Annotated in this window: 20 protein-coding genes; 15 read left to right on the top strand and 5 right to left on the bottom strand. The window is 41.6% G+C overall.

Translation table 11 applies throughout. From position 1 onward, the window contains the following. The 14 genes from infB to H5162_RS12955 form a co-directional block, all read left to right on the top strand. Nucleotides 1–2034: translation initiation factor IF-2 (gene infB / locus H5162_RS13020; RefSeq protein WP_182778711.1), on the top strand; the 2034-nt coding region annotated here is incomplete at its 5' end. Between the two features lie 111 nt (nucleotides 2035–2145). Next, nucleotides 2146–2604, top strand: coding sequence for a 30S ribosome-binding factor RbfA (gene rbfA, locus H5162_RS13015; protein WP_145240438.1), 459 nt, complete (start codon nucleotides 2146–2148; stop codon nucleotides 2602–2604). Further along, nucleotides 2588–3538: a tRNA pseudouridine(55) synthase TruB gene (truB, locus tag H5162_RS13010; RefSeq protein WP_145240440.1), complete on the top strand. Its 951-nt coding sequence runs from the start codon at nucleotides 2588–2590 to the stop codon at nucleotides 3536–3538. Before rbfA ends, truB begins: the two co-directional genes overlap by 17 nt. 108 nt (nucleotides 3539–3646) lie before the next feature. Further along, nucleotides 3647–3916 (top strand): 30S ribosomal protein S15, encoded by a 270-nt coding sequence (rpsO, locus tag H5162_RS13005; RefSeq protein WP_016707659.1) that lies wholly within the window; start codon nucleotides 3647–3649, stop codon nucleotides 3914–3916. A gap of 353 nt (nucleotides 3917–4269) precedes the next feature. After that, nucleotides 4270–6396, top strand: a complete 2127-nt coding sequence (pnp, locus tag H5162_RS13000; protein WP_145240442.1) for a polyribonucleotide nucleotidyltransferase — start codon at nucleotides 4270–4272, stop codon at nucleotides 6394–6396. A 138-nt stretch (nucleotides 6397–6534) separates the two neighbouring features. Further along, on the top strand, nucleotides 6535–7413 hold the full coding sequence (gene nlpI, locus H5162_RS12995) for a lipoprotein NlpI (RefSeq protein ID WP_182778709.1): 879 nt from the start codon (nucleotides 6535–6537) through the stop codon (nucleotides 7411–7413). After that, nucleotides 7397–8608, top strand: coding sequence for a hypothetical protein (locus H5162_RS12990; RefSeq protein WP_182718694.1), 1212 nt, complete (start codon nucleotides 7397–7399; stop codon nucleotides 8606–8608). The genes nlpI and H5162_RS12990 overlap by 17 nt, the downstream gene beginning before the upstream one ends. Before the next feature lie 213 nt (nucleotides 8609–8821). Next, on the top strand, nucleotides 8822–11614 hold the full coding sequence (locus H5162_RS12985) for a monovalent cation/H+ antiporter subunit A (RefSeq protein ID WP_149983002.1): 2793 nt from the start codon (nucleotides 8822–8824) through the stop codon (nucleotides 11612–11614). Next, nucleotides 11614–11961 carry a Na+/H+ antiporter subunit C gene (locus tag H5162_RS12980; protein WP_145240450.1) on the top strand — a complete coding sequence of 116 codons (348 nt, stop codon included), beginning with the start codon at nucleotides 11614–11616 and terminating at the stop codon, nucleotides 11959–11961. Before H5162_RS12985 ends, H5162_RS12980 begins: the two co-directional genes overlap by 1 nt. After that, entirely contained in the window at nucleotides 11958–13475 is a 1518-nt protein-coding gene (locus H5162_RS12975; RefSeq protein WP_145240452.1) for a monovalent cation/H+ antiporter subunit D, read from the top strand. The genes H5162_RS12980 and H5162_RS12975 overlap by 4 nt, the downstream gene beginning before the upstream one ends. Then, on the top strand, nucleotides 13475–14011 hold the full coding sequence (locus H5162_RS12970; protein WP_145240454.1) for a Na+/H+ antiporter subunit E: 537 nt from the start codon (nucleotides 13475–13477) through the stop codon (nucleotides 14009–14011). The genes H5162_RS12975 and H5162_RS12970 overlap by 1 nt, the downstream gene beginning before the upstream one ends. Further along, complete coding sequence (locus tag H5162_RS12965; protein WP_016707651.1) at nucleotides 14005–14274, top strand: K+/H+ antiporter subunit F; 270 nt, start codon at nucleotides 14005–14007, stop codon at nucleotides 14272–14274. Before H5162_RS12970 ends, H5162_RS12965 begins: the two co-directional genes overlap by 7 nt. A gap of 11 nt (nucleotides 14275–14285) precedes the next feature. Then, a complete protein-coding gene (locus H5162_RS12960) occupies nucleotides 14286–14618 on the top strand; it encodes a Na+/H+ antiporter subunit G (protein WP_145240456.1) in 333 nt (110 codons plus the stop codon). Nucleotides 14619–14736: 118 nt separating this feature from the next. After that, nucleotides 14737–15321, top strand: coding sequence for a hypothetical protein (locus H5162_RS12955; protein ID WP_145240458.1), 585 nt, complete (start codon nucleotides 14737–14739; stop codon nucleotides 15319–15321). A 62-nt stretch (nucleotides 15322–15383) separates the two neighbouring features. Here the strand turns inward: H5162_RS12955 and H5162_RS12950 are convergent, their stop codons facing one another. Both H5162_RS12950 and H5162_RS12945 read right to left on the bottom strand, forming a co-directional pair. After that, nucleotides 15384–16454, bottom strand: a complete 1071-nt coding sequence (locus H5162_RS12950) for an efflux RND transporter periplasmic adaptor subunit (RefSeq protein ID WP_257326219.1) — start codon at nucleotides 16452–16454, stop codon at nucleotides 15384–15386. 17 nt (nucleotides 16455–16471) lie between these two features. Beyond that, the gene (locus tag H5162_RS12945) at nucleotides 16472–19582 is read right to left on the bottom strand and encodes an efflux RND transporter permease subunit (RefSeq protein WP_182778707.1); all 3111 of its coding nucleotides are present in this window, start codon (nucleotides 19580–19582) and stop codon (nucleotides 16472–16474) included. A 260-nt stretch (nucleotides 19583–19842) separates the two neighbouring features. On the opposite strand from H5162_RS12945, the gene H5162_RS12940 reads away from it, so the two are divergent. Then, nucleotides 19843–20871, top strand: a complete 1029-nt coding sequence (locus H5162_RS12940; protein ID WP_220493608.1) for a DUF2804 domain-containing protein — start codon at nucleotides 19843–19845, stop codon at nucleotides 20869–20871. A 535-nt stretch (nucleotides 20872–21406) separates the two neighbouring features. On the opposite strand, the gene H5162_RS12935 is transcribed toward H5162_RS12940, so the two are convergent. The 3 genes from H5162_RS12935 to glnD all read right to left on the bottom strand — a co-directional run bounded on the left by H5162_RS12935 (nucleotide 21407) and on the right by glnD (nucleotide 26116). Continuing rightward, a complete protein-coding gene (locus H5162_RS12935; RefSeq protein WP_257326216.1) occupies nucleotides 21407–22420 on the bottom strand; it encodes a tetratricopeptide repeat protein in 1014 nt (337 codons plus the stop codon). A gap of 240 nt (nucleotides 22421–22660) precedes the next feature. Then, nucleotides 22661–23488 (bottom strand): 2,3,4,5-tetrahydropyridine-2,6-dicarboxylate N-succinyltransferase, encoded by an 828-nt coding sequence (dapD, locus tag H5162_RS12930; protein WP_145240464.1) that lies wholly within the window; start codon nucleotides 23486–23488, stop codon nucleotides 22661–22663. A gap of 9 nt (nucleotides 23489–23497) precedes the next feature. Further along, on the bottom strand, nucleotides 23498–26116 hold the full coding sequence (glnD, locus tag H5162_RS12925; protein WP_145240466.1) for a [protein-PII] uridylyltransferase: 2619 nt from the start codon (nucleotides 26114–26116) through the stop codon (nucleotides 23498–23500). Between the last annotated feature and the right edge of the window lie 14 nt (nucleotides 26117–26130).

Below are 26130 nucleotides of genomic sequence, written 5' to 3'. Positions count from 1 at the left end.
GAGGCAAGAAAGCTAGCAGAAGAAAATTCAGCTCGCTGGAAGAAAGAAGAAGAAGAACGTAAGAAGCGCGAAGAAACCGCTGATCACCACCTTACGACTTCTACTTACGCACGTGAAGCAGAAGATGTTGCTGATGCGCGTGATGAGCAAGGCACACGCCGTGCTAAGAAAAAGAAAAAAGCCCCAGCGAAGGAGAAATTTGTTCCTTCAAGAGGCAAGAAAAGCAAGCTAAAAGCACCAGCTTCATTACAACATGGCTTCCAAAAGCCAACGGTTGACGTGAAAAACGAAGTGCGTATTAGCGAAACAATTACAGTTGCTGAGCTTGCATCACGCATGGCCGTTAAGGGCGCTGAAGTTGTAAAAACAATGATGAAAATGGGTGACATGGTTACCATTAACCAAGTGATCGACCAAGAAGCTGCACAGTTAGTTGCAGAAGAAATGGGCCACAAAGTTATCATTGTTAAAGAAAACGAATTAGAGCAAACAGTACTAAATGACCGTCATGAAGATGGTAAATCTGAGCCACGTGCACCAGTAGTAACTGTAATGGGTCACGTTGACCATGGTAAAACGTCAACGCTTGATTATATTCGTTCAGCAAAAGTGGCCTCTGGCGAAGCCGGTGGTATCACACAGCATATCGGTGCTTATCATGTTGACGTAAATGGTAACATGATCACTTTCTTGGATACTCCTGGTCACGCGGCGTTTACGTCAATGCGTGCTCGTGGTGCTAAAGCAACAGATATCGTAATCCTAGTGGTTGCAGCAGATGATGGTGTAATGCCACAAACTAAAGAAGCGGTTCAGCATGCGCGTGCAGCTGGCGTTCCTTTAATTATCGCTGTTAACAAAATGGATAAAGAAGGCGTAGACCCAGATCGCGTTAAGAATGAGCTTGCTCAACTAGACGTTATTCCTGAAGAGTGGGGCGGTGATACACAGTATGTGCATATTTCTGCTAAAACTGGTTTAGGTATTGATGACCTTCTTGAAGCGGTATTAAACCAATCTGAGTTGTTAGAACTTACTGCTCCAACTGTGGGTATGGCTGCTGGTGTTGTTATTGAATCTCGTCTTGATAAAGGCCGTGGTCCAGTTGCTTCTATCCTTGTACAATCTGGTACGCTTAACCAAGGTGACATTGTATTATGTGGTCTTGAGTATGGTCGTGTTCGTGCAATGCGCGATGAAAACGGTAAAGACATCAAGTCTGCAGGTCCTTCAATCCCAGTTGAGATTTTAGGTCTATCTGGTATTCCAGCAGCGGGCGACGAAGCAACTGTAGTTAAAGACGAGCGTAAAGCCCGTGAAGTTGCACTTTACCGTCAAGGTAAATTCCGTGATGTTAAACTAGCACGTCAGCAAAAAGCGAAGCTTGAAAACATGTTTACTAACATGACTGAAGGCAATGTATCTGAAGTTAATGTGGTACTTAAAGCAGACGTTCAAGGTTCAATCGAAGCAATCTCTGATTCATTGACTAAACTGTCAACAGATGAAGTTAAAGTGAAGATTGTAGGCTCAGGCGTAGGTGGTATCACTGAAACTGACGCAACCCTTGCTGCAGCATCTAATGCAATCGTGGTTGGCTTTAACGTTCGTGCTGATGCATCGGCACGTAAAGTAATTGAGTCTGAGAACTTAGACTTACGTTACTACAGCGTTATCTATAGCTTGATTGACGAAGTGAAGCAAGCTATGTCTGGTATGTTAGCACCAGAGTTCAAGCAAGAGATCATTGGTCTAGCTGAAGTTCGTGACGTGTTCAAGTCACCTAAAATTGGCGCTATCGCTGGTTGTATGGTTACTGAAGGTGTTATTAAACGTAGCGCACCAATTCGTGTACTTCGTGATAACGTGGTTATCTACGAGGGTGAGCTTGAGTCACTTCGTCGCTTTAAAGACGATGTTGCTGATGTTCGTAACGGCATGGAATGTGGTATCGGCGTTAAGAACTATAACGACGTTCGCGTTGGTGACCAAATCGAAGTATTCGAAACAGTTGAAGTACAACGTACACTTTAATTGTTCGTAAGCTAAGATAATAAATGGGGGCTCAGCCCCCATTTGTGTATCCATTATTTAAATAACTTATTTATATTTCTCAATGAGTTATAATTTTTAGAGTAGAGTCTAATGAGAGAGTTTTCTCGTACTGATCGTGTTGCTCAGCAAATTCAAAAAGAAATTGCTGTTATTTTGCAACGTGAAATTAAAGATCCACGTTTAGGTATGGTTACAGTATCTGCTGTAGAAGTATCACGTGATTTATCTTATGCAAAAATCTTTATTACTGTGTTTAACACCCAAGATGAAGATGCTGCAAAGCAAAGTGCTAAAGTATTAAATGAAGCGACCGGTTATATTCGCTCACTACTTGGCAAACGCATTCGTGCCCGTATTATGCCAGAGCTTAAGTTTGTGGTTGATAATTCACTGATGGAAGGCATGCGTATTTCAAACCTTGTTGATTCTATTATTCGTGAAGATAAAGCAAAGCATGTAGATGACGAAGTTGATAGCGTAGATGATGCAGAGCATATCGACGAAACAGACAGCGAAGAAGGCACTAATACAGATGGCAAAGCGCAGTAAAGGCCGTCCAGTTGACGGTATTTTGTTGTTAAACAAACCAATAGGCATTTCATCAAATAAAGCGCTACAGCAAGCTAAAAGTGTGTATTTTGCACAAAAAGCGGGGCACACCGGTGCCCTTGATCCGCTTGCAACGGGTATGCTGCCTATCTGTTTTGGTGAAGCGACTAAATTTACTCAGTTTTTACTCGATACTGACAAAACCTATGTAGTTCGCGCTAAATTAGGTGAACGTACGACAACATCAGATTCTGATGGTGAAATTGTCAGTACTAAAGATGTCAATGTGACGGCTGAGCAACTTAGCGAAGAAATTGCTAAGTTTTTAGGTGAATCAGATCAATACCCGTCAATGTATTCAGCGTTAAAATATGAAGGCCGACCTTTATATAAATATGCGCGTGAAGGCATTGAAGTACCTCGCAAGTGCAGAAAAATCAACGTATTTAGTTTAACACTAGATGAGTTCGATGAAGCTAATAACGAAGTGCAAATGACCGCCCATGTTTCAAAAGGTACTTATATTCGTACTATCGTCGATGACTTAGGCGAAAACCTGGGTTGTGGCGCGCATGTGATCATGTTGCATCGCAGTGCGGTAGGGCATTACCCTGCTGACAAAATGGTGTCACTTGAGCAGTTAGAAGCGTTATTAGTAAAAGCGAAACAAGAAGAGCTTACGCCTTCTACTTATCTTGATGAACTATTACTGCCAATGGACACCGCATTAGTTGGTCTACCTGTGGTTGAGCTCAGTAAAGAGCAAGGTAGTTCTTTTAGCCATGGTCAGGCGGTTGTACTTGATATTGAACTGCCAGAAGGGGCAATTAAAGTGCTCGCTGATGGTGTGTTTATTGGCACTGGTGAACGTAATCCTGATGGCCATTTAAAGTCAAAACGTGGCTTATCAAATCAGCAAGAAACAACAGCGTAAAGTTTAGCTTGTAGTTATTGCCGTAGCTGGTAGAATACGCCCGCTAATCGTTTTGGCTGAATTAGTGATCGGCTAAGACACCTTTTAAATTTTATTTTTGGAGTTACTATGTCACTAAGCAATCAAGAAAAGATCGATATCATCGCAAAATTCGCACGTGCAGAAGGCGACACTGGTTCACCTGAAGTACAAGTTGCACTTCTTACTTTTGATATCAACAAGCTTCAAGGTCACTTTGCTGATCACAAGCATGACTTCCACTCACGTCGTGGTCTGCTTCGTAAAGTAAGCACTCGCCGTAAACTGCTTGATTACCTTAAAGGTAAAGACATTGCACGTTATACTGCGTTAATCCAAGAACTTGGCCTACGTCGCTAAGAACTAGATTACATAGAAAGGAGCTTTATAGCTCCTTTTTTTGTGTCTGAAATTTCTCACTCTCTCTGTCCACAACAATTAATTCTCTTGAAATATCAAATAAAAGCCACATAGTTAGTGACAGCAAAGCACACTTTTTAGCGCGCCTATTATCACCACTTTTATCTAGGGACTAAGCTCGCAATTTTGCATTACTTTGTTATATACTATGCGCGTAGATAAAAAGGTTTATCTACGCTTATTCACATCATTGCCAATTGTAGTACTTAATTGATTTCCAACTGAATACAATTATGTACTGTAATTGGTACTTTGATGGCAACTTATTAGAACACATTTAAGGAACATTTTAAGTGCAAGCAATTATTAAAGAATTTCAACTAGGTCAACATACAGTTACCCTAGAAACCGGTGCAATTGCTCGTCAAGCAGACGGCGCAGTACTAGCAAGTATTGGCGACACATCAGTATTAGTTACTGTTGTTGGTAAGCGTGAAGCACAACCTGGCCAAGATTTTTTCCCACTAACAGTTAACTACCAAGAGCGTATGTACGCTGCAGGTCGTATCCCTGGTGGTTTCTTAAAGCGTGAAGGTCGTCCTAACGACGGTGAAACACTTATTGCACGTCTTATTGACCGTCCAATTCGTCCACTTTTCCCAAATGGTTTTGTAAACGAAGTACAAGTTATTGCTACTGTTGTTTCTGTTAACCCTGAAATTCAACCTGATATGGTTGCGATGATCGGTACTTCAGCAGCACTTGCTATCTCTGGTATCCCATTCAGTGGTCCAATTGGTGCAGCGCGCGTTGGTTACATCAACGGCGAATACGTACTTAACCCAACGCTAAAAGAGCTTGAAGAAAGCCAACTTGATTTAGTTGTTGCTGGTACTGATAACGCAGTACTTATGGTTGAATCAGAAGCTGACGTACTTGCAGAAGACGTTATGCTAGGTGCGGTTGTATATGGTCATGAGCAATCTCAAGCTATCATCAACGCAATCAACGAATTCAAAGCAGAAGCTGGCAAGCCTACATGGGATTGGGCAGCACCTGAAAAGAACGTTGCTTTAGAAGATAAAGTAGCAGCAATCGCAGCTGATAAAGTAGGCGAAGCTTACCGCATCACTGATAAAGTGGCTCGTAAAGAAGCACTTGGCGTAGCTAAAGACGAAGTTGTTGCTGTATTAACAGCTGAGCTTGCTGAAGGCGAGTCACTAGACAAGCAAGAAGTTGGCAAAGTATTTGGTTCTCTTGAGAAGAAAATCGTACGTGGGCGCATCACTGCTGGCGAAAAACGTATCGATGGTCGTGAACCAGATATGATCCGTGCACTTGACGTAATGACTGGCGTATTGCCACGTACTCACGGTTCTGCAATCTTTACGCGTGGTGAAACACAAGCACTGGTAACAGCTACACTTGGTACAGAACGTGATTCACAGTTAATAGATGATTTAACTGGCACGCACAAAAACCACTTTATGCTTAACTATAACTTCCCTCCGTTCTGCGTAGGTGAAACAGGTTTTGTAGGTTCTCCTAAGCGTCGTGAAATCGGCCACGGTAACCTAGCTAAGCGCGGTATCCAAGCTGTAATGCCTACATTGACTGAGTTCCCTTACTCAATCCGTGTTGTATCTGAGATCACTGAATCAAATGGTTCATCCTCAATGGCATCAGTATGTGGTACTTCACTTGCACTTATGAATGCGGGTGTGCCAATTAAAGCGTCTGTTGCGGGTATCGCGATGGGTCTAGTTAAAGAAGACGAAAAATTCGTAGTTCTTTCTGACATCTTAGGTGATGAAGATCACTTAGGTGACATGGACTTTAAAGTAGCTGGTACTGCTGCAGGTATCACTGCACTACAGATGGATATCAAGATTGAAGGTATCACTCAAGAAATCATGCAAATTGCGCTTAAACAAGCAAAAGCTGCACGTTTACACATCTTAGGTGTGATGGACGAAGCGATTTCTGCACCATCTGAAGAGCTTTCAATGTTTGCTCCACGTATCTACACTATGAAGATACCACAGAAGAAAATCGCAGAAGTTATCGGTAAAGGCGGCGCAACTATTCGTCAACTTACTGAAGAAACAGGTACTACGATTGAAATCGGTGATGACGGTACAATCAAAATTGCAGCAACAGACGGTGAAAGCGCAGCAAATGCAATTAGTCGCATTGAGCAATTAACAGCTGAACTAGAAGTAGGTACTATCTACGAAGGTAAAGTTGTACGTATCGTTGATTTCGGTGCGTTTGTAAACATTCTTCCTGGTAAAGATGGCCTAGTGCATATCTCTCAGATCAGTACTGAGCGCGTAAATAACGTGACAGATCACCTATCTGAAGGTCAAGAAGTTAAAGTTAAAGTACTAGAAGTAGACCGTCAAGGTCGTGTACGTTTAAGTATCAAAGAAGCAATGGAATCAGCAGCTGCCGCAGCTGATGCACCAACTGACGCTTAATTGTTGATATTTAATCCAGATATTCTCTGGATAATATAAAAAGGGGCTGTATAGCCTCTTTTTTTATGCTTTAATGAAACCTCTTTGGATAGCACTTGTCCTATCAGTTTGCTACTTATCTTGGTATAAAGGATTTTAATGATACTTAAACACATAGCCTTGGCATCGTTTGCTATTCTGTCTTTAAGCGCCTGTCAATCTACTTCGCAAGCACAACCGACTGCGATTGTGAATGTGCCTTTCACTGCGCCTTTAGCGTCTGATTTTCGTAGTGAAATAGCGATAGCTCGTTATTCTGAATTATTAAATCGTGCTGATCTAGCGCCAGATCAACAAGCAAAATTATTTTATGACCGTGGCGTATTATTTGATAGTTTAGGTATGTCTACCTTGGCGCGGATTGATTTTAATCGTGCTGTGCAATTGAAGCCCGATTTAGCCGAAGTGTATAACTTTTTAGGTATTCACCATACCTTGATGCAACAATTTGAAAAAGCCTATGAATTTTTTGATTCAGCGTTAGAACTCAATGAGCAACACGAATATGCCTACTTAAATCGTGGTATTGCTCTTTACTATGGCGATAGAGCAAATCTTGCAGCGGCTGATCTTAAAGAGTTTTTATCACGTTCGCCAAGTGATCCTTACCGGGTATTATGGCTTTATCTAGCGCAAGCAAGCGCTGATCCTGTGCAAGCTATAGCAAACTTAAAAGCCAACGCACAAGGGCTGGATGATAGTCAATGGGCGTATAGTTTAATATCACTTTATTTGGGCGATATGAGCGAGCAGGGCTTTTTAACAAGTCTTGCCGATGGTGTTAAAACTGAACAAGAATATGCGCAGAGGCTATGCGAAGCTTACTTTTATTTAGCTAAAATATATCAAGCTAAAGGGCTTGATTATCAAGCCGCAGATTTCTTTCGTTTAGCACTTGCCACCAATGTGCATGAGTTTGTGGAATATAAATATGCCCGTTTAGAGCTTGAGTTAATGGCTGGTGAAAACGACAGTTAAATTATTTATTAGCGTTGTTGTTATGCTGAGTTTGGGATATTTACCAAGCTCAGTTAATCAGCATCGCGATATTGCCTTTTGGCATGTAAAACATACCCCAGATTCTATTCTTATTAGTTATTATCGTTTTATTGACGATTTTAATGCTCAGCTTAATTCATTGACTGATGCTACCTTATACTTATTAGCTATAAATGCTGTTACAGATGCACAATTTGCTTGGGCACTGCGGTTACTAACAAATGATCAAGCACAATCGGCTTTACCTTTTTGGCGTGTTAGCGTGGCTCAGCAAAGTGTTGATAAGCGCCGCAGACTCAGTGCATTGTTACTGCAATCAGAACGTTGGGATGATTTAACATCACTGGCAGAGCAACACCTGTTGCCTGCAAGTCATGCGGCAGAACAATTAAAATTACACCATGGCGCCACACCGGCGAGTATTGACCAAAGCTTTGCCAGTCATGAGGGATTTTTATTATCCTTTTCACAGCTGCAAGCGCAACCGCAGTGTCAGTTTAATGTGTTGATGATGACAGATCATCGCCAAGGTTTAGCAAAACTTAATGCATTTAAAATTCGTTATCAACAACACCCCCAACCGAGCTCAGGCAGTTTTTGTTTTAGTAAGCCGATTTATTTAGGGGACTCCATAAACTGCCAACAACAGCCGCAACATGCCGCTAAATGTGATTGGCAGCCTTTAGCTCACAATAAAGCTTGGCCAACGGGCTTTGATTTTATAGTGATGATGACCGCAACTGGCTCAGGCAATGTGCAAGGTGGCATAATGCACTTAAACTCGGCGAGTTATTACGGTTTATTTTTACATGAGCTGATGCACTTTAACGGCTTTGAAGATGAGTATCCATTACCCGCAGCGAAGCAGGCGTGGCTATGTAATCAAAAAGGCTTGGTGGCGCCGAACCTTTTTATTGCCAATGATCTTACACCACCGGCTGGCTGGCAGCTAAGTGATAGCTGTCAAACACCAATTAAAGCATATAAACCAAGTCATAACTGGTCAATAATGCAATATCAACAAATCCCTTTGTCAGTGCATTATCAACAATTATGGTTGCAACAAATTACTGATCCGAGCTATCAACCACTACGATTTAGCGACTATTTTCAGCAATTTAAAGCACCTATGAACTTTATAAACAAAATGACAAAAAAAAATATTGAGGGATAAAGTTGTAAATAATATGCTGTCAGCACTAAAATAGTACAAAATAACAGCAGGTAGAAGGGCTTACTATAGACAAAATCGTCGCTGATCAGTATAACTATATACCTATAAAGCGTTTATTGAAGCTAAAATTAAAACCATCCGAAATGACCAGTACTAAACTAAAACTAACTAGCAGTGTATTGATACTCTTATGACTTCAAAAGGTTTCTCTCTATGACTTTGCTCTGGATACCCCTGTTATCCTTAATTGGCAGTGTTATTTCTTCCTGCACCGGCAAATTGACTCGTAATCAATCTACGAGCTTAACTATGCTAGCGCCTTTATGCGCCTTAGCAATTGCGATTTATCACACGCCAGCGGTTTTAGCGGGTGAGACAATTCGCTTTACCACACAATGGATACCAGCGCTGGGTATGGAGCTGGCTTTTCGCCTAGATGGCTTAAGCTTATTGTTTATCTTTATGATCTTAGGGATCGGGTTGCTGGTTATTTTTTATACCCGTTATTACCTAAGTAATAATGACTCGATGCCAAAATTATACTGTTACTTAATGCTGTTTATGACTGCAATGCTAGGTATTGTGATGTCGAATAACGTGATTCAACTATGGCTGTTTTGGGAATTAACCAGTATTAGCTCATTTTTGTTAATCAGTTTTTGGTGGCATAAATCAGAGGCCCGCAAAGGGGCACGTATGGCATTAGCAGTCACTGGAGCCGGCGGATTAGCTCTACTAGGCGGCTTACTACTGCTTGGTGATATTGTTGGTAGCTATGATCTAGACGTTATCTTAGCTAGCAAAACATTGATCCAGTCACATGACTTATACGAAGTTGCATTAGTGTTGGTATTGCTAGGTGCATTTACTAAATCAGCTCAATTCCCATTTCATTTTTGGTTACCGCACGCAATGGCAGCCCCAACGCCAGTGAGTGCCTATTTGCATTCAGCGACTATGGTAAAAGCCGGTATCTTCCTACTTGCACGTTTTTATCCAGCGTTAGCTGGAACAGATATCTGGTTTATTTTGGTTGCCATGACCGGCTTAACAACGTTATTGGTCGGCGCCTACATCGCTTTATTTAAGCATGATTTAAAAGGGCTTCTGGCGTATTCAACCATTAGCCATTTAGGTTTGATCACTTTATTACTTGGGTTAGATACTGAACTTGCCACAGTAGCGGCAATATTTCATATTATTAACCATGCAACGTTTAAAGCGTCATTATTTATGGCCACCGGTATTATTGACCATGAAACTGGTACGCGAGATATGCGTAAGCTCAATGGTATGTGGCGATTTATGCCTTATACAGCGACACTGGCAATGGTTGCTGCAGCGGCAATGGCTGGGGTGCCGCTATTAAATGGTTTCTTGTCAAAAGAAATGTTTTTTGCAGAAACCTTACATCAACAAATACTTGGTTCTATGTCGTGGCTTATTCCTGTATTAGCAACTCTAGCGGCTGCTTTTTCTGTAGCATATTCGGCACGCTTTATTCACGATGTATTCTTTAATGGCGACCCAATCAATTTACCAAAAACACCGCATGAGCCTCCTCGCTATATGCGTGTGCCAATCGAAATACTAGTTGTGTTGTGTTTACTAGTCGGTATGTTTCCAAACTTTGTGGTTGATGGTATTTTGTCAGCGGCGTCGCTAGCAGTTCTTGGGGAAGCGACACCACAGTTTAAACTGTCAATTTGGCATGGTTTTAATTTACCATTGCTTATGAGTGCGATGGCTGTCGTGGGCGGTGTATTTATATATATTCAGCGTAAGCACTTATTTAAGTTTCAAGCATCACTACCTCCATTAAATGCTAAAAAAACCTTTGAGCGGTTTGTCTATGCGATCATTAAGTGGAGTCAAGAAAAAATCAGCAGCACCGAAAATGGTTCTCTGCAACGTTACATTGTTGTGATGTTGGGGGTCGTATTGTTGTGTGCTGGTTGGCCATTGTTTGAAATGAACGCTTTGGCGGGTACTGCGCCACGTACGCCGATCGATTTTCATAATGCCATTGGTGCAGGTTTAATGATCATCGGTGCCATTAGCACTGTGATTTGGCATCGCTCACGGATGGTATCGTTATTGATGATATCAATCGTAGGGTTAATGGTTTCAGTGGCATTTACTCGCTTCTCAGCGCCCGATTTAGCGCTTACACAGTTAACCGTAGAGGTAGTGACAGTCATTTTATTAATGCTGGCATTATTCTTCTTACCGCAACGCACCCCTAAAGAGTCGAGTTCATTACGTATTTTACGTGATTTAGGGATTGCCTCAGCAGTGGGGGTGGTTATTGCCAGTATTTGTTATGCATTATTAACGCGTCCGCTTGAGTCAATTTCAGATTTCTTTATCGCCAATGCAAAAACTGGCGGAGGCGGTACCAATGTCGTAAACGTTATTTTGGTTGATTTCAGGGGCTTTGATACCCTAGGGGAAATCACGGTACTGGGGATTGCAGCGTTAGGTATTTATAAAGTATTAACTAATTTACCATTGTTTATGCCAGCCAGCGACAGTGAAGGTCGCCCTTGGGCGCGAGAACGTCATCCACTGTTATTAGCCAGTATTTCACAAAGTTTATTGCCATTGGCGTTATTAGTCTCTGCGTATATCTTTTTGCGCGGTCATAACTTACCTGGTGGGGGCTTTATTGCCGGGTTAGTCACTGCAATTGCCTTTATTTTGCAGTATATGGCTCATGGTTCAATTTGGATCTCTGAGCGCTTTGATGTGAACTATCGAAAGATCATTGCCTCGGGTATCGCCATTGCAATGTTAACAGGGCTAGGAAGTTGGGCATTTGGACGACCGTTTTTAACCACTTGGTTTGAATATTTTGATGTGCCATTTATCGGCAAAGTAGAACTGGCCAGTGCCATCGTATTTGATTTAGGTGTTTACATGACCGTAGTCGGCGCGACCTTAATGATACTCGCAAGCCTAGGTAAGTTAACCGCAGATACACCTAAGAAAGAGGTAAATATTTAATGGAACTGTTATACGCATCATGCGTTGGTGTACTGGTGACTTGTGGGGTGTACTTGATCCTAAGAGCACGGACTTTTCCGGTAGTATTAGGGTTAACGATGCTGTCATACGCAGTGAACTTATTTTTATTCTCTGCGGGGCGCTTAACTATTAATAAAGCCGTCGTGCTTGGTACAGGCACTGACTATGCCGATCCGCTGCCGCAAGCGTTGGTACTGACAGCTATTGTAATTGGTTTTGCAATGACCGCCTTTGTCGTGATTTTGGCAATTCGTGGTCGTGCTGATTTAGGCAATGATCATGTAGATGGTCACTTAGGTAAAATTGAACACAAGGAGCACAAATGATCCAGCATCTAGCTTCTTGGCCAATTTTATTACCTATGCTTGCCGGCATTATTTTACTGTTACCTCCCTGTGGGAAAAGTATTCCTATTCGTCGTGTTGCCTCTGTAGTCATGGCATTATTAAACACTTTCGTCAGTGCGCTATTATTATGGCAAGTTTTCCAGTCAGGCATTATTGTGTATGCCATCGGCGGCTGGCAAGCCCCATTTGGGATCGTGCTGGTTGCTGATTTAGTGTCAGTCCTACTGGTGTTACTAACGTCATTTCTAGGTTTGGCTGTTACTGTTTACAGCTGTATGGGAGATGATGAAAAAGGGGGCTTTTTTCATCCTTTAGTACACTTTTTGGTACTGGGTGTTAACGGTGCGTTTTTAACAGGGGATTTATTCAACCTGTTTGTATTTTTTGAAGTGCTGTTAATTGCTTCCTACTCATTACTAATGCATGACGGTGATAAACACAAAACGCGATCAGCCATTCAATACGTGAGTTTAAACCTGATTGGATCGAGTGTGTTTTTGATTGCACTGGGTATTTTATATGGTGTATTAGGCACCTTGAATATTGCCGATATGGCACAAAAAGTGTCGCAGTTACAGGGCGATGACGTCTACCTTGCAAAAATTGGTGGGTTATTACTGCTGGTTGTTTTTGCGCTAAAAGGCGCATTGTTACCACTGCACTTATGGTTACCCAATACTTACGCTAGTGCAATGCCTGTGGTGGCAGCGTTATTCGCAATTATGACTAAAGTGGGTGTATACGCAATGCTGCGTGTCTATACCGTTATCTTTGGTGATGAAGCAGGGCAACTTGCACACATGGCACAACCATGGTTGTGGGGCTTGGCCGTTGCAACTATTATAGTTGGCTCCATTGGTGTTGTTGCCGCGCAAGATTTACGTAAGCTCACTGCTAATTTAGTGATTGTATCGGTGGGGACGTTAGTCGCCTTAGTCGCATTACAAAACATTAATGCCACAGCGGCGCTGTTGTATTACTTAGTGCATTCAACCTTAGTGTGCGCGGCCTTATTTTTAGTGGCCGACCTGATTGCTCATCAGCGTGGTAAAGTTGCGGATCGTTTTGCGCCAGGACGCGGCGTAGCGCAACCATACTTATTAGGCACGTGCTTTATTATTGCTGCTTTAGCTGTAGTCGGCATGCCACCACTGTCAGGGTTTATTGGTAAAGTGTGGATTTTAAAAACCACCTTAGATAGCGAAAAAGCATTGCTATTTTGGCCTGTTTACTTGCTTGCCAGCTTTGCATTATTGGTCGCATTATCTCGAGCGGGTACTACCTTGTTTTGGGAACGCAAACACCAAGACTGTGAACCGACTGAAGGAGTAAAAGCGCATCCATTGCAGATCACGGCAATAATTGCTTTATTAGTTTGTTCGCCTTTGTTAGTGATCTTTGGCGGCGCAGTAAGTGAATATATGATTGCTGCTGCTACGCAATTGCATGATATTACCGGTGGTATCAATACAGTACTTGGAGGGGGCTTATAATGCGTTTAGAATCACGTTTTCGTTGGTTACCAACACCTTTTCGCAGTGCATTATTGTTTGTCGTATGGCTGCTACTTAATAACAGCGTATCGGCAGGTCATATAGTGTTGGCTGTGATATTCGCTATTTTAATTCCTTTAGTCAGTTTTCCATTTCGCGAACCGCAACCGCTTATTATTAAGCCCGGTTTAGCGCTAAAGCAGTTAATTATCGTGATGTACGACATTATTACCGCCAATATGCAAGTCGCATTGCTTATTCTTGGGCCAGTTAAAAAACTGCGTCCCGCGTTTGTAAAAGTACCAATAGAGCTCAGCCATGCTATGCCTATAACTATTTTGGCAAGCACAGTATCGCTCACACCTGGGACCGTAAGTGCAGAGGTATATCCGATACCTGAATCTCTCGCTGAGGGTGAGCAACCAACGCAGCGTTATTTGCTTATTCATGTATTAGATTTAGATGACGAACAAGCATTGATCGACACCATTAAACAACGTTACGAAGCACCTCTTAAGGAGATATTTCAATGTTAGAAACGGTCTTTTTAATTGTTTTTGCAATGATTGGTTTATCGTTACTGCTTAACTTATGGCGTTTGGTGGTAGGCCCTTCGGTACCTGACCGCATTTTAGCGCTAGATACTATGTATATTAATACCATAGCGTTAATTATTTTATACGGTATGAGTATGGGCACAGGGTTGTATTTTGAAGCTGCACTGTTAATCGCGATGCTTGGCTTTGTAAGTACAGTAGCGGTATGTAAGTACTTGTTACGTGGCGACATCATCGAATAAAGGGTAATAACATGATCAGTGAATGGATAGTTTCTATATTATTATTAATCGGTGGTGCATTTATATTAATAGGCTCGATAGGCCTTATCAAAATGCCGGACTTTTTTATGCGTCTGCATGGTCCTACAAAAGCTACAACCCTTGGCATGGCTGGAATGCTAATCGCCGCGATGGTATTTTTTAGTAACACGCAAGATGGCGTTAGTGTCAAAGAATTATTGATCTCAATTTTCTTATTGATCACCGCACCGATCAGCGGTTACATGCTAATAAAATCAGCAATACACCATAAACTAAAAGCCAAAGACGGCACCAAAGGTTTGGATAACATCGAAGACGATTAATTTTTTGAAGATTGAAGATTGAAGATTAATATCAGCCCGTTAAGTTACTTTAACGGGCTTTTTATTCACGGTTTTTATTTGTACACTCAAACCTATCATCAACTGCCATCACTTATAAATGCTAAAACATAAAAAACTTATTATCGCGTGCTTGCTGATATTATTGCCGTTGCTAGATAGTTTATTTATACCAACGGCTTTTGGGCTGCAATGGCATAATGCAAAAAGCATGTATTTACTCAGTGCTTATATGATGCCGATTAAATTAATATTGGTGACTATCGGTGGCTTTTTGTTAGCAAGCCACGGTCATCCCCATCATGACGAGCCCCGAGTTTGGTATGCTAAATTATTTGATATCAGCTTTTTTATATTGGCAGGGATCCAATTTATTGTCCTAGCAATCATTAGTGCATTGTATCTAGTGGTTGGCACTCAAGCCGACGACTACCGGCAACAGGGGAATATTAGTGTGTATACCTCGGATGTTGGCGCGTTTGGCAAAGCAACGCATTATTTTTCTTATCAATGCACTGATAAAAATGGCTTTTATACTTTAACACCGATAGCCACCCTCGATTGGTTAGGGTCGTTCACATTTAGTGAAAAAGCGAATACCTTAATCATCAAGCATGACGATCACAGTGGTAAAGGCGAACAAATTAAACCAATAGATATCAGTGGATTTGGCTGTAAATACTGAGTTGTACCCAGCAACTTTGGGAAAAGTTGCTGGATGAAACGGCCTACTAGTTAGAGTTCTGATTATTTTATCTGTATCTCGACATCTTGCCCTGTTTGTAAACGTTCAGCACCACGCACAGCCACGTTATCTCCTGCATTTAAACCGTTATCTGCAATTGGCGAGACTTCGACAAGTGGCCCTTTTCCACTGCCAACGGTTACAGGAATTTTTATCGCTTGACTTTTCGCATCAATTTTAACCACATGTATGCCTTGCTTACGGATGATTAACGCATCTCGATTTACCAATAATACCGGATTTTTGCTGGTCAATGGCACGGTTACATCAACAAGTTGGCCAATTGCCCAAGCGTGTTGTGCATCTGCTTGTAAATTGGCGCGTATTTCAACTGTCTGAGAGCGTGGATCTGTAGATGGAATTACCGCAGTTATTATTGCTGCAGCTGTTTCTGGTTGCGATAAGTCACCCGCTTTAATGGGAAGTTCGATGCCTGTTCGTAAATATTTTAAGTATCTAACGGGTACATATATACGTACTTCTAAATGATGAATATCAAGTAGCGTAAGTAACTCATCAGCACGGTTTATTTCACGACCTGCGCGCTTAAAGCGCTCGCTTACAACGCCAGCAAATGGCGCACGAATAGTTGCTCTTGTTAGTTTGTCATCGATTACTTTAAGTTCGATCTTCGCAAGTGCTATGTCAGAGCGAGCCAGATCGTGCTTATTTTGCACTTCGTCTACTTGGCTTAGTGCGGCGCTGCTAGATTTTTCTAACTCTTTTAAGCGTTTTAGGTCTTGTTGATATAAACGTAAATTAATATTAGCGCGATTGAGCATTTCTTCTTGGCGTGCTTTATCTAATTCTAAAGGTAAGGTATCCATACGAACTAAAATATCATTTTTCTTGATCACGCTGCCAGGCTCGGCAACATAGATAAGACGGCCACTAATACCTGCTGTTAAAGTAACATCGTCTTTGCCAAACAGCGTACCATTAACTTCTATTTCACTGGTTAACGGCGCTTTAGTGACCTGTGCAACAGTCACAGGAATAACGGCAAAAACAGGTGCTATAAATAAACAGTTACATAGGATGAAAGACTGCATGGCTAGTTTAATTCTATTCATGATTAGGTTCTCTATACTCATTGGCTTGTAGCTAAACTTTTTGCTGTATTGTTTACTGATTTATTATTTGACGCAGGCGGTGTGCTTCGGCCTAGCTGTAACAAACTAGGCATTAAAATGAGAGTGAACAACGCACTGATCGCCATACCACCGACTATAACGGTTGCAAGCCCTCTGTAAATTTCAGAGCCTACACCTGGCATTAGCATCAATGGCAGCATGCCAAATAAGCTCGTAAGTGTACTTAAGTAAACAGGCCTTGCCCTTAGTAATATCGCTTGTTTGACCGCCGCCTCACGACTTAAACCTGATGTCATCGCTACCTTAGTTTGATCCACTAATAATATGGCATTGTTAACTACTAACCCTAACAAAATGATAAACCCTATCATGGTGAGCAAATCAAGCGATTGAAAAGTAAATAGGTTTAAAATAAACAGCGCTAATACGCCACCAGCAATGGCTAGAGGCATAACCAGTAAAACCAACGCACTGTCTTTTGCGGATTTAAACAGTGCTGTCATTAATAAAAATAAAATAAACAACGCCAACACAAAATTCAGCGCCATTTCGGTCATCGCCGAATTCATTTTTTGTGCGTTGCCAGCCAATATTGCTCCCGCATTACTTGGCAGGCTAGCTCTGACTTTAGGCATTACCTGTTCGCTTAAAATTGCTTGCGCTTGTTGTAAGCTCATATCAGCAGGTGGAGTTACGACTATGCTCACTGTACGGCGACCATTTACCCGACGTAACTGAGTGGGTCCCACAGTACGTTCAATGTTGGCAAGCTCGCCAAGGCTTTGTATACCTGCTTGTGGGGTAACAATCGGCAGTGCTTTTAGTTCTTCTGGGGTTTGCCAAGGAATGCCTCGTAAAATGACATTCATGCGTTCATTACCATCAAAATATTCATTCACAAATAAACCACCAGTATATGCTTGTACTGCTTGCGATACATCTCGACGAGTCAGGCCTGCTTGGGTAATACGGCGATCATTAGGTGTTAGTCTAAGTTCAGGTTCAGCCATATCAAGACGAGGCTGTGGCTGGGCGGTAGCATCTGGTAGAACTTCATTGACGGCGTTTAGTGCAATTTGTGCTGCATTAACTAAGTCATCCATGTTCGGCCCGGTTAGGTCAATATTGATATCGCGGCCATCACCACCGTTTGCAACTTGGATCATTGAACCACGAAAGAAAAATACTTGCGTGTCGGGTAAATCAATAAAAATCTCTTCTTTGGCTACTTTCATTAACTCTTCGACTCGTTGTGGATCGGCTGAGTAAATAAAGCCACCTGCATTTGAGCCAAAAGCATAAAAATTAAAATCTTTAATGCCAGGTTCTTTTTCGCCATTGAAGTAGGGCATGAGTCGTTTTTTAACTCTGAGTAAGAGCTCTTCTTCCATAAATTGCACATTCCCACCTGGTGGCGTGACCAAATTGAAAAAGAAGCCATCAGTAGGCGCGCGTGGCATAAAATCGGTTTTCGGTAGCATAGTTAATGTTGCTATCACTGAGCCGCCAAGTAATACGATAATCCACATAATTTGCTTAACGCGAGTGTTCGTTAACTTCATAATAAAATTACTGAGCTTTTGCCAATAGTAATGATATGGGTCCGCTTTGATTTGCGCATCGGGCCATAGATGATTCGCTAATGGGATAAGTGTAATTGCGCATATCATTGATGTGATAACCGCTACAGAGAGTGTCAGTGCTAAATCAGAAAACAATTGCCCTTCAATACCAGCCATAAATAAAATAGGTAAAAATATTGCAACACTCGTTGTTGTTGATGCAAATAACGCCCCAGTAACTTGGGCCGCTCCTTTAAGCGCCGCTTTTTTATTATCTAGGCCTTCAGCGCGAAGTCTGGCGATATTTTCTTGTACTATAATAGCCGCATCTAACACTAAGCCAACAGCAAATGCCAGACCCGCGAGTGATATAACATTTAGACTACGGTCAAAAACATTAAGCGCTAAAAATGCCACCATCAATGAGATTGGAATAGTCGCTGCAATCACTAAAGTAGCTTTCAGGCCTCTAAAAAATAACCATAAAATTAAGCAAGACAAAATAACGCCAAGGCCTAAGTTACTTTTAACTAACGACAGTGCATTGCGTATATGCACCGAGGCATCAAAACTAAGCTCAATAGAGAGTCCATTCGCTGCCAGCGGCCCTTCATTTAGCTCTTTTATTGCTAGATTAATATCGTCAAGTAACGCAACCGTATTGGCTTTATTAGCGCGAGAAATACGGATGTAGTAGGCTGGTTTTCCATTACGTCCACTCATACCTAAGCGGTCAGAGTAAGTCCGTTCAACACTGGCTATATCGCCTAAATAAATAGGCCTATCATCTGAGTAACCAACGCGCATTTGTGCCATGCTAGATAAGTCATATTGTCCCGTAAAACGCACTGTATATTGGCGCCTACCTACATTAGCTAAGCCACCTGAAGTATCTCGTGAACTGGCAAGTACGTTACTAATTTTATCTAGGCTTATTCCTAAGGCTGCTGCTTTATGCGGATCAAACGTAATACGCAATTCTTTCGGGCGTTCACTGGCCAGATCCACCCGCGCAACACCTGGAATTTGCGCTAATCGTGGTTCGATAAACTCATCAATTTGTTTTTGAAACTGCGACATATCAAAATCTAAACTATCCGATTGATAATCTTTAGGTGTGATCAGTAAGGTTGCTGCCGCCTCACCATTATTTCCGCCAGCGAATACAACAGGGTCGAATGCGTCTAAAGGTAAAGGGGGAGCTTGATTAAGGCTGGTTAATACATCAAGCATGGCTTGTTGCATATTTTGGCCAACAGCAAAGGTTAGCGTAATAGCGCCATTGCCTCGGTTGATATTGGTATTTACTTCTAATGCGCCAGGTGTATTTTTAACTGCATTTTCAATGGGCTCAATGATAACCGATTCAATCTCTTCGGGTGCAGCTTGTCGCCAACCAGAGAAAATTGTAATTTGCGGTTGTTCAATATCAGGGGTTAATTGAATCGGCAACTTAAAAATGCTTAATATGCCAAACAACATAATTAGCACCAAGATAACAATGACACTCGCAGGGTTTTTTAGCGAACTACGTGTCAGGTTCATTGTGTGTCTTCCAATATTTGTTTTTGTGCATTGTAGTGATATGTAAAAAAAGCGCCACTATCATAAATAGAATGTATGTCAAAAAGTAACCAAGAAACCACTAAATCAGCCAAAAGAGGCAATTTTGTAATAACTTGTAACACTTTAAGTATAAATTCGGTGGCACTTTTTTAAGCGATCATTTTTAAGTTGTTTTGAGTTAGACTTACCAACAATATTTTTAATCGATAAAATGTTGTTTAAAAAGCAAGGAGCTTATTATGAAAAAGCATGAGCTGATTGACCAAGATGGACAAGCCGACTTTGGTATTTTTCCAGATGGAGTAGATGACATCAATTACTTGGATTTTGACCTGCGTAGTACTATGGGTAAATCCAGAAGTACGCTTTTTAAAAAGTTAAGCTTTAATCAATTTCAATTTATTAGTTTGAGTTGTGAGCAGTTAATTATTGGTTTAGCGATCGTTGATTTAAAAATTGCGAGTCACTGTTTTGTATATGTATACGACCCACAAACGACAGAATTCGATGAAGTCAGTTTTATCAGCTTACTGGCTTTAAATACGTGTATTGATAGCACACCAAACACCGGGCAAGCGACTTTTCGAAAAGGGCGTAACAGCGTAACTATTAATACAACCGCTAAGCCGCAAATACGCTCGGTAGAGGTAAATTTAAAGTCCGGGCTGAAAATTAGTGCCTGTATTGATGAATCGATAAATTATAACCCGCTTGCGGTGTGTGTTCGTGCCGGTTTTACAGGCTTTCATTTTACCCAAAAAACTGCCGCATTACCCTGTACTGGAACACTTCAGTGGCGTGGTAAAAAATATGTATTTGAAGAGCTTAAAATACTGGCAAGTGTTGATTGGAGCGCGGGTTTCATGCGTCGCGAAACCTTTTGGAACTGGGGGAGTTTAGCCTGCACATTAGCTGATGGCCGCCGCTTAGGTTTAAATTTAAGTGCGGGGGTTATTGAAACAGGTTTTACCGAAAACGCCTTGTGGCTCGATGGCACGCTTTATAAAATTGATATGGTCGATTTTCAATTTGAGCGCTATGGTAATGCTAAAGCAACGAGTAAATGGCGGCTGCGTTCAAACGACGGTATCATCAATTTATACTTCGAACCAGAAGGTAAACGCCAAGATAAAACTAACTTAATTATTATCGCGACTAACTTCACTCAACACTTCGGCCGTTACTATGGTGAAATAACTCTTGCAGACGAAGTTATCACACTTAACGGCGAATGGGGATTTACCGAAGACCACTATGCGAAGTGGTAAAGAGTACTTAATACCAATCGACTTAAATATTTAACCATTCTAGCGAGCTAAATAAAGCGCTAACTGCGTTATAATTTTTTCAAGTAGAACAACTGCATGTCAAAATTTATGCCTTGTTATCACTCCATTTATCTGTCGCTATAAATGGTCAGTAACTTTACACGATTGGTATAACCTGACTATCGTTTAAAAATGAACTTAACATCTATCCCAAGATCAGCTCGTTGCCGCGTCACTAAATTCAATTGATTTGTTCAACGACTATAGTGTTTAATGCACTGTGTGATAAACCAAATCGAATCTTGTATTAGGTAAACACCGACAGCACCCAACGTGAGTAAAGCCGCGGCAGCTTGCAACAGCAAATGCTGCGACACATGCTTCGCCAGCAAGCCGTTCTCCCCAGCAGTGAGCCAAGTCCCCAAAAAATCTCACTGTAACCAAATTGCTCAGGCGTGAACCCCAGCGCTGCGAAATTAAATCCACCCAGTTGGTAATAAGAAAAAAGGGAAATGTTGTAAAGTGCCACCAACAATTACCACTGACATTTTTTAACTAACTCAAACCAAGAACGAGTAAACTTTTTAGGGGGGATTTTCTTTGGTGGTACGATAGGGACTTCGAGCTTTTTAGCAAAGTAACGGTGTACAAAGGTTTTCATTTGATCGCTTTCTAATTGCTCGTAAGCTATTTGCAATTGTGCTACGTCCTTTCGGCTAACATAATTTCCTTTAAGTTTTTTAAAACGCATTTCCAGCCATAGTAATAAAGCTTGTTTAGCCTCATTGGGAAAGGCATGGGTTAAAGTGGATGTGGGTCCGTATAATCTTTCAAAGTTTATTGTTTGATCTTGGATCAAAAATACCATTAACAGATTTAATCCTGCAGAAATTTGTCCCGCTCGCTTGTCAATAATTTGATAACGGCTTAAGGCACTACGAAAATAATGTTCAGCTTCTGGGATTTTATTCTCATCAAGTGCCAAATAGCCCAAGTTACTTTCTATCATGGCGACAACGTTAGGGAGGTTTAAACGCACCGTGAAATTATAGCTTTCGGCATATAGGTTACGCGCTTCGTCATTGTTATTTTGTGCCATAGCGACCAGTGCCATACTGTTGGTAAGCGTCAAGCGTTGACGATCATTTTCAGCGTATTTATAACCACATTGAAAACTTAGTTGGGCATCGTCTAAATACTCTGCATAGCGTAGCCAAATACCTAACGCACTCATAATAGACGTTATTCTCTTTTTGAAATAAGGGGCTTGCTGCTGACTAAATATCGCATCTACAGACTGATGAAGGCGGTCAAATTGGCTGGTCGGAACGGCTGCTCGGGCGTTAATAAGATGCCAACGAATAAATAACTCAGGTGAAACTTTATCGATATCGTCAAGATTTTCAAGAATAATAATAGATTGCGCTGGGTTGACCACAAGGTAGTCTTCAGCTTCGTTTAACTTATTTTCAAAAGTGCTTAGTTCAGTAGCAAAAGCTTGCTGAAAACCAAGTAACAGGAACCAACATATAACGAAAAGCCGTAACAACTTGATCTCAATTACTTAATGATGTGATTGATAATTATAGTTGCCGCAGTCATACAAATCAAAGCTAATAAACCAGAATAAGTTCTCAGCTATCAAGTATGTTGTATTTAAAGGTGATATTTATCATAAAAGAGAAAATAACACAGATAGAAAAAGCCCTAGATCTATATAGATTTAGGGCTTTCATTTATTTACTGTTAATGTCAATCAGCTTATTGTTTAGAACTTTTCAGCTCTCTATTATTCGTCTATCGATCTCAATAATGCATTAATCCCTACTTTTTCGCGGGTTTGCTGATCTACTTTTTTCACGATAATTGCAGCGTACAAGCTGTGAGTACCGTCTTTTGATGGCAGTGCGCCTGGAACAACCACTGCACCTGCTGGTACGCGGCCGTAGTGGATCTCGCCAGTTTCGCGGTCGTAAATGCGAGTACTTTGGCTGATGTAAACACCCATTGAAATAACAGCGCCTTCTTCAACGATCACGCCTTCTACAATTTCAGAGCGTGCACCAATAAAACAGTTATCTTCAATGATAGTAGGATTGGCTTGTAATGGCTCTAAAACGCCACCTATGCCAACACCTCCTGACAAGTGTACGTTCTTACCAATTTGTGCACACGAGCCTACAGTGGCCCATGTATCAACCATAGTGCCATCATCAACGTAAGCACCAATGTTTACATATGATGGCATCAATACTACATTTTTACCGACAAAGCTGCCTTTACGGGCAACAGCGTTTGGTACAACGCGCATGCCACCTTGCTGAAATTGCTCCGGTGTATAGTCGCTAAATTTCAGTGGTACTTTGTCATAAAACTGGTTTACGCCGTCGTTCATTGGTTGATTGTCACGAATACGAAACGACAGTAACACGGCTTTTTTTAGCCATTGATGGACAACCCACTCACCACTGATTTTTTCAGCAACGCGTGCGGCACCACTATCAAGTAGCTCAAGTACATCGATTATGGCTTGTTTTACATCACTAGGTACTGTGCTCGGGCTGATGCTATCACGGTTATCCCAGGCGTTTTCAATGGTGGTTTTTAAATCTGACATAAGATCCTCTTATTCGGTTTCTGCGTTGAGTTTTTTACGCAATGCTTGATGAATTTTTGCTTGTTCTTCGTCGGTAAGAGCTTGGTATTCGTTATTCGATACCACGAAGAAATCTTCTGCACGTTCACCTACGGTGGTGATCCGCGCGGCGTGTATATGTAATAAATGGGCTTGAAACACTTCGGCAATTTTGGTTAATAAGCCAGGAATATCTACCGCTTGAATTTCGATTAAGCTGCGGTCTTTACGCGGGTGAGGGCGCAGGATAATTTTTGGTTTAATATTAAAATCTTTAAAGCGTTGTGAGCGATTCTTTTTAAAGCGAATTTTCTTTTTCGGATCAGCAAGCGCTTGATCAAGGCCGCGTTTGATTGACTGCGCTTGAGCGCTGGCAATCGGGTCGCCACTGACTTCAAGTACTACAAAGCTAAACAGCACATAGCCGTCGCGAGTGGTGAGCACTTGAGCATGTTGAATTTGCGCTTTTTTAGAGCCGATCACACTTACTAAACGGGCAAATAAACCGCCGGAGTAGGGGCTATAAACAAAAATCTGTGTACCGCCGTGCATGGCTGTATTTGATACCGCAACACTGGGTTGGCTTAAATCAACGCAGTTTAGTAAATGTTCGGTGTGCCATGATAGTTGTTGTTCACTAAAGGCCGTAAAGTAATTTGCTTTAAAACGGCTCCAAATTAAATCAATCTGATTTTCATCATAGCCATTGTTGATTAACCGTTGTTTGGCTTGATGCTTTTTATCGCGAATTTGGTCGCGCTGATCCATAGGATTTTCAAGGCCTAACCGTAACGCCCTTTGAGTATGCAGGTAAAGCTCACGCAACAAGGTGTTTTTCCAATCATTCCACAAGTTGTCGTTAGTGGCGCGAATATCTGCGACGGTTAAGCAGTATAGATAATCAAGTTGTCGTTCGGTTTTAACTCGAGTAGCAAAGTCTTTGATCACATCTGGGTCATTAATATCTTTACGCTGTGCAGTTACAGACATAAGTAAATGGTTACTAACTAGCCAAGCAATCAATTTGCCATCGGAAGTTGAAAAACGGTGTAATTTGGCAAAAGCAATGGCATCAACAGCACCGAGTTCTGAGTGATCGCCGCCACGGCCTTTGGCAATGTCATGGAAGATACCCGCTAAATACAGTAGCTCGGGCTTGTCCATGCGGGTGACTATTTCACAACAAATAGGAAACTCACTGACGTTTGCTTTATCAAAATATTGATAAATGTTATTGATCAACTTATGAGTATGTTCATCCACAGTATAAGCGTGAAATAAGTCAAATTGCATCTGTCCAAAAATGTTTCGCCACTGGGGTAAATAAGCGGCAAGCATGCCGTGCTTGTGCATTAAAGTAAATGCACGGCCCATGCCGTTAGGGTGTTTAATTAGCCGTAAAAAGGCTTCACGACAGGCGGCATAATCTTGCAAATCTCCTAACAGACGACGGCGCACTTGGCGGATGGTACGGATAGTACTTGGGTAAATATGGGTAATTTCAGGGTTATCGGCAATATGTTCGAACAATACAAATAGTTGATCACGGCGAAAGAACACGGACGGATTTTTTACCCTAATTTGATGGCCAACACGTTCGAAATTACGATCGAGTTCAACTACTGCTTGTTCGTTACTTTCCGGTAAAATGCTTTGTTCAAAATATGATAACAACATTTGATTTAGCTCACGGACCCGGCTCATGATCCTAAATAATCGCTTCATCATCCGCTCAACTGAAGCTTTACCATCGCTACCAAAGCCAAGTAAATCAGCAGCCAGTGGTTGATGATCAAATAATAACCGGTTCTCAGAGCGTCCAGCGGCTAAATGCAGCGCAAAACGGATATTCCAGAGATTTTCTAAACACTCTAGGAGCTCTTGATATTCTTCATGAGTGAGATAGCCGTGGCTAATAAGCTCTTGTAAGGTTTCGGCTCTAAAATGTTTTTTAGCAACCCAAATGATGGTTTGCAGATCTCGCAGGCCACCGGGATTTTCTTTGATATTTGGTTCGAGGTTGTATGCTGTACCGTGACATTTTTTATGACGCAGTTGTTGCTCATGTACTTTTGCTAAAAAGAATTCGTCAGAGTGCCATACAGGCGTATCAAGAATATGCTCTTTGAGTTTTTCATATTCAATGTGATTACCGAACAGTAGTCGACTTTCAAGCAAGCTAGTGGCAAAAGTTACGTCGGCACGTTTTTGCTCAATCGCTTGCTCAATGGTACGCACACTGTGGCCAATTTCTAAATTAAGATCCCATAGCATGGTCACAAATTGGCCGATCTTTTCACACACTGCATCACTAGGTTGCTCAGTAACTAGCAGTAAAAAATCGATATCTGAATAGGGGTGCAGCTCACCGCGACCATAACCGCCAACGGCGATCAAGGCTAAATCTGGCTCATGGGCTAAATCATAAACATGAAACAGTTTAATCAGTAAGCGGTCGATAAACTCAGCCCGGGCATTAATCAAATTACCGACTGGCTGTTTTGAAAACTCGTTTTGTAACCATTTATAAAAATAATTAGAACAATCGCGATAATCGGTTAATTGCTCAGCATCGCTGAGCAATTTTTTAACTTTATTGGGTAATGCCACGTGGGCTGGCTCCT

Source organism: Pseudoalteromonas sp. SR41-8, from assembly GCF_014163915.1.
GTDB classification, from domain to species: Bacteria; Pseudomonadota; Gammaproteobacteria; order Enterobacterales; family Alteromonadaceae; genus Pseudoalteromonas; species Pseudoalteromonas rhizosphaerae.
This window is presented reverse-complemented; position numbering and strand designations above follow the sequence as displayed.

Coding starts and splice junctions, on each gene's coding strand:
- rbfA (WP_145240438.1), top strand. CDS start 2,146: ATGAGAGAGTTTTCTCGTACTGATCGTGTTGCTCAGCAAATTCAAAAA.
- truB (WP_145240440.1), top strand. CDS start 2,588: ATGGCAAAGCGCAGTAAAGGCCGTCCAGTTGACGGTATTTTGTTGTTA.
- rpsO (WP_016707659.1), top strand. CDS start 3,647: ATGTCACTAAGCAATCAAGAAAAGATCGATATCATCGCAAAATTCGCA.
- nlpI (WP_182778709.1), top strand. CDS start 6,535: ATGATACTTAAACACATAGCCTTGGCATCGTTTGCTATTCTGTCTTTA.
- H5162_RS12985 (WP_149983002.1), top strand. CDS start 8,822: ATGACTTTGCTCTGGATACCCCTGTTATCCTTAATTGGCAGTGTTATT.
- H5162_RS12980 (WP_145240450.1), top strand. CDS start 11,614: ATGGAACTGTTATACGCATCATGCGTTGGTGTACTGGTGACTTGTGGG.
- H5162_RS12975 (WP_145240452.1), top strand. CDS start 11,958: ATGATCCAGCATCTAGCTTCTTGGCCAATTTTATTACCTATGCTTGCC.
- H5162_RS12970 (WP_145240454.1), top strand. CDS start 13,475: ATGCGTTTAGAATCACGTTTTCGTTGGTTACCAACACCTTTTCGCAGT.
- H5162_RS12965 (WP_016707651.1), top strand. CDS start 14,005: ATGTTAGAAACGGTCTTTTTAATTGTTTTTGCAATGATTGGTTTATCG.
- H5162_RS12960 (WP_145240456.1), top strand. CDS start 14,286: ATGATCAGTGAATGGATAGTTTCTATATTATTATTAATCGGTGGTGCA.
- H5162_RS12955 (WP_145240458.1), top strand. CDS start 14,737: ATGCTAAAACATAAAAAACTTATTATCGCGTGCTTGCTGATATTATTG.
- H5162_RS12950 (WP_257326219.1), bottom strand. CDS start 16,454: ATGAATAGAATTAAACTAGCCATGCAGTCTTTCATCCTATGTAACTGT.
- H5162_RS12945 (WP_182778707.1), bottom strand. CDS start 19,582: ATGAACCTGACACGTAGTTCGCTAAAAAACCCTGCGAGTGTCATTGTT.
- H5162_RS12940 (WP_220493608.1), top strand. CDS start 19,843: ATGAAAAAGCATGAGCTGATTGACCAAGATGGACAAGCCGACTTTGGT.
- dapD (WP_145240464.1), bottom strand. CDS start 23,488: ATGTCAGATTTAAAAACCACCATTGAAAACGCCTGGGATAACCGTGAT.